Source organism: Mesorhizobium sp. LSHC412B00 (genome assembly GCF_000503035.1).
In the GTDB taxonomy this organism is placed as follows: domain Bacteria; phylum Pseudomonadota; class Alphaproteobacteria; order Rhizobiales; family Rhizobiaceae; genus Mesorhizobium.
The window spans coordinates 21482-29380 of the sequence record NZ_AYWB01000031.1; the positions used below are offsets into that span (position 1 = coordinate 21482).

The following is a 7899-nucleotide window of genomic DNA, read 5'->3' on the forward strand; positions in this document are numbered from 1 at the left end:
AAGCCCTGTAGGACCTACTCCACGACGCCGAGCTTCTTCTGCAGGCTGGTCGACGACGTCGTGTACTGGAAGACGATGCGCTCACCGGGGCTGATGATGCGCTTGGCGGCCTGCGCCATCAGCGCCACCTCGTGAAAACCCGACAGGATCAGCTTCAGCTTGCCTGGGTACCAGTTGATGTCGCCGACGGCAAAGATGCCTGGCACCGAAGTCTGGAATTTCTCGGTATCGACCGGAATGAGGTTCTCATGAAGGTTGAGCCCCCATTCGGCGATCGGGCCGAGCTTCATGGTCAGGCCGAAGAACGGCAGCATGCGCGTGCACGGCACCTCGATGTCGCCGTCAGGCCCGCCCTTGATGGTAGCAGAGGCCAGCTCGCCGTCGGCGCCGGTCAGGCCGCTCACCTGGCCGACCCGGAACTCCAGCTGCTTCATCTCCTGCATGGCATACATCTTGTTGACGCTGTCGGGCGCCGCCCTGAATTCCGCGCGCCGGTGGACCAGTGTCACGCTTTTTGCCACCGGCTGCAGGTTCAGCGTCCAGTCGAGTGCGGAATCGCCGCCGCCGACGATGACGAGGTCGTGGCCGCGGAATTCCTCCATACGGCGCACCGAATAGAAGACGCTCCTGCCCTCATAGGCCTCGATGCCGGGAATGGGCGGCCGTTTGGGCTGGAACGAGCCGCCACCGGCGGCGATCACCACCACCTTGGCTTCGAACACCTCGTTCTCGTCGGTGGTGACCCGAAATGAGCCGTCGTCCAGCTTTTCCAGGCTGGAGACCATGCGGTTGAAGGTAAAATCCGGCTTGAACGGGTGAATCTGCTCCAGCAGTCTGTCGACCAGCCCTTGCGCCGAGATCGAGGGCCAGCCTGGAATGTCGTAGATCGGCTTTTCCGGATAGAGTTCGGCGCATTGGCCGCCGGGCCGGTCGAGGATATCGATCAGATGGCACTTCATGTCGAAGAGGCCGAGTTCGAACACGGCGAACAGGCCGACCGGCCCCGCCCCGACAATGAGTGCGTCCGTCTTGATTACATCGGTCATGCCAGGCGAGCCTCATTGTCAAACTGGGGCGAAACTGGCGCGAGACTGCATGAGCATTGGCCCGCTGCCAAGCGGCGGCGGGAAAAATCAGATGGTACGGGAGATCAACCCTGGCGAGCCGGCACGCGCACGACGAGGCCGTCAAGCGCGTCGCGCACCTTGATCTGGCAGGACAGGCGCGAGTTCGGCTGGACGTCATAGGCGAAGTCCAGCATGTCCTCTTCCATCGCCTCCGGCTCGCCGACCTCGGCCGTCCAGGCTTCGTCGACATAGACATGGCAGGTCGCGCAGGCGCAGGCGCCGCCGCATTCTGCCTCGATGCCCGGCACCGCGTTGCGGATCGCATTCTCCATGACGGTCGAGCCGTTTTCGGCCTCGACATCGAAAGGAGTGCCGTCATGGGCAATGAAGGTCAGCTTGGTCATTTGTCACCTGAAGGGAGTCCCAGCCGAGATAATCACTCCGCCGGACAAGTCAACTGCCGCGCGAAAGCGCCGCTTTGTGACGTTTTTTCGGAAAGCGGCCAAAGCACGCCCTGGCCCCGTCGATTCATCCCGGTGGCCGCTGCCGAGCGGCAGCCATTACCGGCTGATGGCGGCGATGAAATCGCGCACTTCCTCGATCAGGGCGCCGAGGCGCTTGAGGATGCGCGCATCTTCCGGCTGCTGTTCGATCGAGGTGGCGCAGTCGGCGATGGCAAAGGCGCCGACCCCGCGCGCCGAACCTTTCAGCCCATGCGCCAGAAGCAGTCGCTCCCTGACGTCGGCATCGACAATTCTGTCGCGGACGGAAAGCGCCTGCTGTACGAACAGTGCCAATACCTCCTGTTCGAGGGCGCGATCGCCCATTGTCTGACGGGCCAGATGGGCCAGATCCACTGGGCGCGAACGGGCCGGTCCCGACGCATCGCCGCCCGGCATTGAGAAGGCAATGCCGCTTTCACCGCGTACCAATTTGAAACTCCTTGTGCCGATCGCCGAAAAAAATAGGCGATTTCCGTCGCCAACGCGTTAATGAATGGGCTGGAAAATTGTTGCCGCTGATGCGGTTAGATCACGTTGTCGTTAACCTTATATTTAAAGTTTTACGTATCTCGCGGAATGCATGTTTTCTTTACCCCTGTGTGTCATTACGATACGAAGGTCCATTTTCAGCCTCCTGCGTGGGATAAGACGAGCCAGAATCAGGCAAAAATAAGAAGTCCCTCGGCAGCTAGTACAGGGTAGCGAAGGCATGGCGAAGAAACCAACGACGACCAGAACTCTCGACAGCGACGTAGCCAGGGAACTCGAAAAGGCACTAGACCTCGATCTCAGCGGAGACGGCAGCGGCGATCTCGATATCGCGGCGTCGATGGAAGATCTGGAAGCGCAGATATCGCAGGCCGCGGACGAACTGGCGCGCGAAGGCCGCCCCCAGAAGCCCGCCCCCGCTCAAAACGCGCCCGTCCAACAAAACCAGAGTGCGAAGCCGGCAGTCAAGCCCGCCGAGCTGCGCCCGGTCGAATCGCGCAACAGCGCCCAGCCAGCCGGCTTCAAGCCGGCAAACGATGACCGCCAGAAAGATTACAAGACGCTGCTGCACAGCCTCAACCGGCGCGCGTCTAGCACGATCTATTGGGTCGTGGCGTTCGTGTCGCTGGCCTGGATCGCCGGCGCCGGCGGCCTCGCCAATCTGCTGTTTGGCCCCAGCATCTGGAAAATTCGTACGTTCGATCAAATCCTCGCCCGCCCTGAACTGATCGGCCTGGCGATCGCGGCAATCATACCGGTCGTCCTGTTTTGGGCCTTCGCGGCGATGATCCGCCGCGCGCAGGAAATGCGCATTGCCGCGCAGTCGATGACGGAGGTGGCTTTCCGCTTGGCGGAGCCGGAAAACCTCGCCCAGGACCGCGTGATGATGATCGGCCAGGCCGTTCGCCGTGAAGTGGCGGCGATGGGCGAAGGCATCGAGCGCACGCTGGCGCGCGCCGTCGAGCTCGAAACGCTGGTCCACAGCGAGGTCAACCAGATCGAACGCTCCTATTCGGAGAATGAATCGCGCATCCGGTCGCTGGTCGACGGGCTGGGCAGCGAGCGCGAAGCCGTCGTCACTCATGCCGAGCGCGTGCGCGCCTCGATCACCGGCGCGCATGAAACGCTGAAGGACGAGATCGGCGCCGCCTCCGACATTATTCGCGACTCTATCCTCAACGCGTCGACCAAGCTGTCGATGACGATCACGAATTCCGGCGACACTCTGATCGACCGCATCAATGAAAGCTCGATGTCGATCTTCGATTCCGTCGAAACCCGGCTGGATTCAATCACCGACAGGCTGTCGACATCGGGCGAAGCCTTTGCTTCGCTGCTCGACACCCGCATCGCCAAGCTGACGGACACCACAGACGGCCTGACCCGGTCGCTGACCGACCTGCTCGACGACCGCACCACAGGCATGGTGTCGCTGCTCGGCGGCGCCGCCCGCACCCTGAGCTCGGAATTCGAGTCCAGCCTGAACGGCATCGAGCGGACACTGGCCGAGCGCGGCCAGGCGCTGATCAGCGAATTTCAGACCCGCGCCGAAGCACTCGATACCGGCACGCAGAAGCTCAACGCCGCGCTCGAGGCGCGCGCCCGCCAGATCAACGAAACGCTGGTCGAGCGCGCCCGCGAGATCGCCCACACCTTTGCCGAGAGCAAGGATCATTTGTCGGCCATGATCGATCAGGGCAAGACCCAGATCGGCGCCGACATGGCCGACATCGTCTCGTCGACCTCGTCGATGCTCGAAGCCCGCGCCAGCGATTTCGCCGGCCGCATGGAAGCCGCCCGCCATGTCGTGTCGCGCTCATTCGACACCGACATCCAGCGGCTTGCCGATGCCCGTGTCGGCATCGAGGACGCCGTCGAAAACCACAGCCGCAAGCTGTCCGAAAGCCGCGAACGCATGGCGGCTGCCATGCAGGCGGACCTGGCGAAGTTCGCCGAGGGCCGCGCCGGCATCGATGCGGCCGTAACGAACCAGGTGCAGAAGCTGGCCGAAGGCCGCAACCTGATCTCGCGCGCCCTGGAAGAGGATCTGCGCAAGGTCAACGAGTCGCGCGCCGCCATCGACGCGTCGCTGGGCAGCCATCTCGAGCGGCTTGAAGAAGGCCGCAACCGGCTCAACCAGGCTTTGCATGAAGACTCCGGAAAACTTGTGCAAGCCCGTACGATCATTGACGAAATGGTCGCCGGACATGTCGGTAAACTGGCCGAAGGCCGCAACATTCTGTCGCGCGCCCTGGAAGCCGATCTCGGCAAGCTCGCCGACAGCCGCGCCTCCATTGACGGGCTGGTCGCCGGCCAGGTTGAAAAGATCGCCGAAGGCCGCGCCATCCTGACCAAGGCGCTCGAAAACGACATTATCGGCATCAAGGGCGTGATCGAGAACCACTCGGCGAAACTGGCCGAGGACCGCACCGAACTCAGCAAGGCGCTGGAGAACGACCTGTCCGGCATCAGAGGCCTGCTCTCCGACCATTCGAGCCGGCTTGCCGACGATCGTGGCCTGTTGTCACAGACGCTCGAGGCCGACCTCGCCAAGCTCGCCGAGAGCCGGTCGAGCATCGACGGGCTGGTCGCCGGCCAGGTCGAGAAGCTGGCCGAGGGCCGCGATATCCTCAAGCGCGCGCTCGAAGCCGACCTCAACACCATCAAGGGCGCCATCGCGGGTCATTCCGACAAGGTGGCGGAAGAGCGCGGTCAGCTTTCCAAGGCACTGGAGGCCGATCTGCAGAATGTGAACAGCCTGATCGCCGACCACTCGAACCGGCTTGTTCAGGATCGTTCGACGCTATCCCAGGCGCTTAAGGATGACCTTCAGAATGTGAACAGCCTGATCACCGACCACTCGAGCCGGCTTGTCCAGGATCGTTCGACGCTATCCCAGGCGCTTCAGGACGATTTGCACAATGTCAGCGGCATCATGGCCGATCATCAAAACAGGCTCGTCCAGGACCGTTCGGCGCTCTCAAAGGCACTGGAAGACGACATCGCCAAGCTGGCGGAGAGCCGCTCCAACATCGATGGGCTGGTCGCCGGACAGGTCGAGAAGCTCGCCGAGGGCCGAGACATCCTCACACGGGCGCTCGAAGCCGATCTCAATGCGATCAGGAGCGCCATTGCCGACCAGTCGCAGAAGCTGAGCGAAAACCGTGGCGAGTTCGCACGGGTGTTGGAAGCGGATTTGGAAAATGTCAACAGCCTGATCGAGGGTCACAGCGACAAGCTCGTCCGGGATCGCGCGACGCTGTCGAAGGCTCTCGAGGACGACCTCGCCAAGCTGGCCGAGAGCCGGTCGAGCATCGACGGACTGGTCGCAGGCCAGGTCGAGAAGCTGGCCGAGGGCCGAGACATCCTGAAACGTGCGCTGGAAGCCGACCTGCAGAAGCTGTCGGCAAGCCGCGGTGAGGTTGACGACATCATCGCCGGCCATGTCGGCAAGCTGGCCGAAGGCCGCAACATGTTGACCCAGGCGCTGGAAGACGATCTGGCAAAGCTCGCCGACATACGCAAGGATGTCGACCGCTCGCTGTCGGGCCATATCGACCAGATTGCCGGCAGAAGCACCGATATCTCGGCGGCAATCGCTGCCGATGTCGAGAAGATCGAGCAGGCCTTCAGCAAGCAGACCGGCATCATCGAAGAGCGCGCCGGAACCATGGAGCGCGCGTTGTCGGTGGGTGTCGACAATGTCCGCAGCGTGCTCGAAAAGAGCGCCGTCTTCGTTGCCGGCGCGCTGCGCGAGAAGGTGATGGAAGTCACCAGCGCGCTGCACGAACAGGCCGGTGCTGCCTTCAGTGACGCCGACCGCAAGATCGCCGAGCGTGCCGAGCAGACCTCGTCCGCCCTTTTGGCCCGGGCCGAGGACATCGCCCGCACCTTCGAGGACGCGGATCGCCGTCTGCACGCACGTGCCGAGGACACATCGAGCGCCCTGCTTGCTCGCGCCGAGGATACGACGAATGCCTTGCTTGCTCGCGCCGAAGACACAACGAGCGTGCTGCTTGCCCGGCATGACGAGACGTCGAACTCGCTGCTCGCCCGCGCCGAAGAAACGGCCGGACGGCTGGCTGCCCGCGCCGGCGAGATCGCCGGCACGTTCGACGCCGCCGACCAGAAGCTGGTCGCCCGCGCGGTCGAGACGGCGCAGTCGCTGGCCGACCGCGCCGGCGACATCCTGCGTAACTTCGAGGGCGCCGACCAGCGGCTGAGCATGCGCATCGGCGAATCCGCCGAAGCGCTGGCCGCCCGCGCCTCGGACCTTGGCCGCATCTTCGACGCCGCCGACCAGCAGCTGATCTCGCGCATTGCCGAGGGTTCGGACGCGCTGTCGGCACGCGCCACCGAGATCAGCCGCATCTTCGACGAGGCCGATCACCGCCTGGTGTCGCGCATCGCCGACTCCACGTCGACGATCGGCGAGCATGCCGACAACATCGTCGGTGCCTTCGCCAGCACCGAGCAGCGCGTTGCCGAACGCGCACGCCAGACCGGCCAAGAACTTGCCGTCCACGCCCGCGAGATGGAGCAGGCTCTTGCCGGCGCCGACGAGCGGCTGGCCGCGAGCGTTGCGTCCGCAGCTTCGCGCGTCGAGGAACAGGTCGCCAGCGTCGAGAACCGCCTTCTTTATACGACGGAGACGATGGGCCAGAAGCTCAACGAGCAGGTCTCCAGCGCAGAAGCTCAACTGATCTCGCGCGCCAACACGATTGCGGAGACTTTTACCGCGGTCGGCCAGCACATCGGCCAGAGCACCAACGACGCTGCCAAGACCATCGGCACCAATACCCGCGAGCTCAATACGATGCTGGCGGCGCGTTCGGCCGAGATGGCGAAGATCCTGGACGAAACCGCGCGGCCGCTGGTGGAGCGCTTCGCCCAGGGCGGCTCGGAACTGCAAAAGAGCATGGAAGAGGTCACCGAACGCGCGACCGAGAAGCTGCGCAGCGAAAATGCCGCCCTCGTCAACGCGCTCGCCAGCCGCACCGCCGAAACGCTGTCGGCCGTCGAAGGCGCGCGCTCGTCGCTCGCCGATAGCGTCGCCGACCTCATCGGCCGCATGAGCGTCTCCAGCTCGCAGCTTGGTGAGCTGATCGAACAGGCGGCGATCAACCTCGGCCAGGTTGACGAACGTCTGAGCGGCAGCACGCAAAGCTTCGCGGCAACCACCGAAAAGGCCGCGCAGACCTTCGCCAGCTCGGCACGCCTGGTCGATTCGAACACGACGCGGCTTACCGAACTGTCGTCGTCGACCCTGCGCGAAGTGGCCTCGATCGCCACCAAGTTCGACGAGCACAGCCGCTTGCTGTCCTCGGCTTCGGATCTGTTGAGCTCGGCGCAGAGCAATCTGGAGCACACGCTTGAGCGGCAATCGTCGCTCGAAGATCTCGCCGTCGGCCTGGTCAAGAAGTCGGAAGACCTCGAGAAGGTGATGCGTTCGTTCGAAAACCTTGTCGGCCAGACGATGCAGAATGCCGAAGGCAAGACGCTGGCATCAGCCGACAAGATCCGCATCGCCATAACGGAAGTGGTCGATTCGGCAACCAGCCGGTTCGCCGACGCGACCGAGGAGATGCGGCGCACCGCAAGCTCGATCAAGAGCGAGCTCGACCTCACCCGCGCCGAGCTCAAGAAGGGCGTCATCGAAATGCCGGAAGAGGCCAAGGAATCGACCTCGGCGATCCGCCGTGCCGTTGCCGAGCAGATCAACGCGCTCAAGGAACTTTCGGATATCGTTGCGAAATCGGGACGCGGCGGCGACAATGCCGAACCGCGCGCCCTGCGCCCGGCGCCGCAGGCGCCAGTGCAGCGCCCGGCCGAGCCGGTAC

General features: G+C 63.7%; 4 protein-coding genes. 1 reads left to right on the forward strand and 3 read right to left on the reverse strand.

The window, feature by feature from the left end:
• Positions 1-14: 14 nt before the first annotated feature.
• The 3 genes from X757_RS136080 to X757_RS136070 form a co-directional block, all read right to left on the reverse strand.
• Positions 15-1046 (reverse strand): NAD(P)/FAD-dependent oxidoreductase, encoded by a 1032-nt coding sequence (locus X757_RS136080; protein WP_023673506.1) that lies wholly within the window; start codon positions 1044-1046, stop codon positions 15-17.
• A gap of 104 nt (positions 1047-1150) precedes the next feature.
• On the reverse strand, positions 1151-1471 hold the full coding sequence (locus tag X757_RS136075; protein ID WP_023707481.1) for a 2Fe-2S iron-sulfur cluster-binding protein: 321 nt from the start codon (positions 1469-1471) through the stop codon (positions 1151-1153).
• Positions 1472-1627: 156 nt separating this feature from the next.
• Positions 1628-1966 carry an Hpt domain-containing protein gene (locus X757_RS136070; RefSeq protein WP_023706163.1) on the reverse strand — a complete coding sequence of 113 codons (339 nt, stop codon included), beginning with the start codon at positions 1964-1966 and terminating at the stop codon, positions 1628-1630.
• A 313-nt stretch (positions 1967-2279) separates the two neighbouring features.
• Between X757_RS136070 and X757_RS00570 the strand changes: the two genes are divergently transcribed.
• Positions 2280-7899, forward strand: a 5620-nt coding sequence (locus X757_RS00570) for a kinesin (protein ID WP_023728092.1), incomplete at its 3' end; no start/stop codon positions are given.

Bases quoted from the DNA above. Each gene is read 5' to 3' on its own strand.
- X757_RS136080 (WP_023673506.1), bottom strand. From the start codon at position 1,046: ATGACCGATGTAATCAAGACGGACGCACTCATTGTCGGGGCGGGGCCG.
- X757_RS136070 (WP_023706163.1), bottom strand. From the start codon at position 1,966: ATGCCGGGCGGCGATGCGTCGGGACCGGCCCGTTCGCGCCCAGTGGAT.
- X757_RS136075 (WP_023707481.1), bottom strand. From the start codon at position 1,471: ATGACCAAGCTGACCTTCATTGCCCATGACGGCACTCCTTTCGATGTC.